The organism is Kitasatospora sp. NPDC059812 (genome assembly GCF_042732075.1).
GTDB lineage: Bacteria > Actinomycetota > Actinomycetes > Streptomycetales > Streptomycetaceae > Kitasatospora.
Window position 1 is genome coordinate 1 of sequence record NZ_JBHWIO010000174.1, and the last position, 2,579, is coordinate 2,579.

Sequence of the window (2,579 nt, forward strand, 5' to 3'; positions counted from 1 at the left end):
GGCCGGGAGGTGCCCCCACCGCATGGACTCCCTCCTCCGCCTTGCGATGCACGCACCCCAACGCCGCCACGCCCGCCCTCCGGGCGGACGACGGGAGTTCGAAGACGGGCCCCAGGGCTTTCCGTCAGGGCTTTCGGCAGGTGCCGGGGAGCGAACCGGACAAGCCGGGCGGGGGTGGCCCGCCCGGCCGTCGGTCAGGCCTCCAGCGGCGCCGAGGGGCGCTGGGCGAGCTCCGGGCGCTCGCCCTTCTCCGGCTTCTCCGGGACGACGAAGCGGTAGCCGACGTTGCGCACGGTGCCGATCAGCTGCTCGTGCTCGACGCCGAGCTTGGCGCGCAGCCGGCGGACGTGCACGTCCACCGTGCGGGTACCGCCGAAGTAGTCGTAGCCCCAGACCTCCTGCAGCAGCTGGGCCCGGGTGAAGACCCGGCCGGGGTGCTGGGCGAGGTACTTGATCAGCTCGAACTCCTTGAAGGTGAGGTCGAGTGCCCGGCCCTTGAGCTTGGCGGAGTAGGTGGCCTCGTCGACCGTGAGGTCGCCGTTGCGGATCTCCATCGGGCTGTCGTCGGTGCTGATGTGGAGCCGGCCGAGTGCGAGCCGCAGCCGGGCCTCGACCTCGGCCGGGCCGGCCGTGTCCAGCAGGACGTCGTCGATGCCCCACTCGGCGGTGACGGCGGCGAGGCCGCCCTCGGTCACCACCAGGATCAGCGGGCAGCCGATGCCGGTGGAGCGCAGCAGCTGGCAGAGGCTGCGGATCTGTGGCAGGTCGCGCCGGCCGTCGACCAGGATGACGTCCGCACTGGGGGTGTCCACCAGGGCGGATCCCTCGGCGGGGGCCACCCGGACGTTGTGCAGCAGCAGGCCGAGGGCCGGCAGCACCTCCGCGGAGGGTTGCAGAGCGTTGGTGAGGAGGAGGAGAGAACTCATACCCGGTAGTCCCCTTTCCGGGTCGTCGCGGTCGCGTTACGGCTGCCGCCACAGCCGGATGGCGCACGTGCTGAGGTCGGGGGGAGGTGGACGGACGCCCGAGGAGCGCCGGAGGGCCGGCCGGTGCGCAGGACGCGACGGCGCACGCGCCGAGGGTCCCGCAACCCTTGGCGCGCCGTTTCTGCCCTGTTCATCCCGCGAACCCTCCGGTTTGTTTCCGGTCCCGGGCGGCGGCCCGGGTGCCGGGTGGACACCCCGGCCGGCCGGGGCACGTCGTCGTGCCGCGTGGGGCGGGGCGGTTCCCGCGACGCGCCGGGGGTGGGCCGACGAATCGCAAGAATGTCCGTACTGGCGTCCTGAAAGCACAAAAGGACCCGGGGGCGACTCTGCCCGGATCCCTCTTGGACGTCGAGGATAGCCGACGGCCCTCCGCGCCGGGAGGGCTCGAATCCGGCGGTTCGCCCAATCCGGGCGCGCGCCGGGTGAGCCTGGACACAGCTTCGAGCCGTCCTCCGGGCCCCCTCGGCCAGGGCGATTGCCGCTCGTGGCGGCGGACACGCCATCATGGGACGCACATCGGCGGCGCCGTGCGAGTCCATCTTTCGGGTGGTCGGGCGGCCCGGTGGCGAGCCGGACCGGGGCACCGGGGCCGGGCGAGGACGACGAGAAGGGGTGGCCCCGATGGGTGCGACCACGGAGCCCGCGAGCGGCGCCCGGGTGCGCGGGACGATCCGCTACTGGGCGGCCGCGAAGTCCGAGGCCGGGCTGGCCGAGGAGCCGTACGAGGCGGTGACCCTGGCGGAGGCGCTGGCACAGGCCAGGCGGCGGCACGCGGACCGGCCGAAGCTCGTCCAGTTGCTCGGGCACTGCTCCTACCTGGTCGACGGCTCCCAGGTCGGCGGCCGGGACCACACGACCGTGGCCCTCACCGAGGGCGGCACGGTCGAGGTGCTGCCGCCGTTCGCGGGAGGCTGAGCGGCGTGACGGACATGAACAACGCGAACCAGGGCGGCTACGGCGAGTGGCCGCAGCAGCCCCCGCCGCCCCAGCCGCCCTACCGGCATCCGCAGCAGCAGCCCCAGCCGCAGTACCCGCAGCCCCCGTACCCGCAGGCCCAGGCGCCGCAGCCGGGGCAGCAGCCGCCGTACGGCTACCCGGGGTACGGGCAGCCGCCGATGGACGACGCGGCGACCACGCTGCTGCCGCCCGTCCCCGCGATGGACGACGCCACGGCGACCACGCTGTTGCCGCCCGTGCCGCCGATGGACGACGCGGCCACCACGCTGCTGCCGCCCGTGCCCCCGATGGAGGACGCGGCCGCGACGACGCTGCTGCCGCCGGTGGTCGTGTCCGGCGCGAGGCCGCCCGCCCCGCCAGCCTGGACGCCCGCCCCGCCGCCGGCGGCACGGCACGCCGCGCCGCCGCAGGCCCGGCACGCCGCTCCGGCGCCGGGCCCGCAGCGGGCGGCCCCGCCGATGGCGCCCCCGCAGCAGGGAGCGCCCGCCCTCGACTCGCCGACCATGACGCTCAAGCGCCCGGTCGCCCCCGGCGGCCCGGCGGGCGCCCCGGCCGCGCCGCCGTACGCGGCCGCGGGGTCTTTTAAACAAACTACGCTGGCCCCCCCCACTGCAATTGAGTGAGACTGGGGGGGCG

The 2,579-nt window shown here is 75.3% G+C and carries 3 protein-coding genes; 2 read left to right on the forward strand and 1 reads right to left on the reverse strand.

Annotated elements, in window-relative coordinates; all coding sequences use genetic code 11:
* Positions 1 to 194: 194 nt before the first annotated feature.
* Positions 195 to 926, reverse strand: a complete 732-nt coding sequence (locus ACFV6D_RS38720) for a response regulator transcription factor (RefSeq protein WP_063348270.1) — start codon at positions 924 to 926, stop codon at positions 195 to 197.
* Between the two features lie 681 nt (positions 927 to 1,607).
* Between ACFV6D_RS38720 and ACFV6D_RS38725 the strand changes: the two genes are divergently transcribed.
* On the forward strand, positions 1,608 to 1,901 hold the full coding sequence (locus ACFV6D_RS38725; protein ID WP_063351215.1) for a MoaD/ThiS family protein: 294 nt from the start codon (positions 1,608 to 1,610) through the stop codon (positions 1,899 to 1,901).
* A gap of 5 nt (positions 1,902 to 1,906) precedes the next feature.
* On the forward strand, positions 1,907 to 2,566 hold the full coding sequence (locus ACFV6D_RS38730; protein ID WP_380563427.1) for a hypothetical protein: 660 nt from the start codon (positions 1,907 to 1,909) through the stop codon (positions 2,564 to 2,566).
* Positions 2,567 to 2,579: the final 13 nt, after the last annotated feature.

Coding starts and splice junctions, on each gene's coding strand:
- ACFV6D_RS38720 (WP_063348270.1), bottom strand. CDS start 926: ATGAGTTCTCTCCTCCTCCTCACCAACGCTCTGCAACCCTCCGCGGAG.
- ACFV6D_RS38725 (WP_063351215.1), top strand. CDS start 1,608: ATGGGTGCGACCACGGAGCCCGCGAGCGGCGCCCGGGTGCGCGGGACG.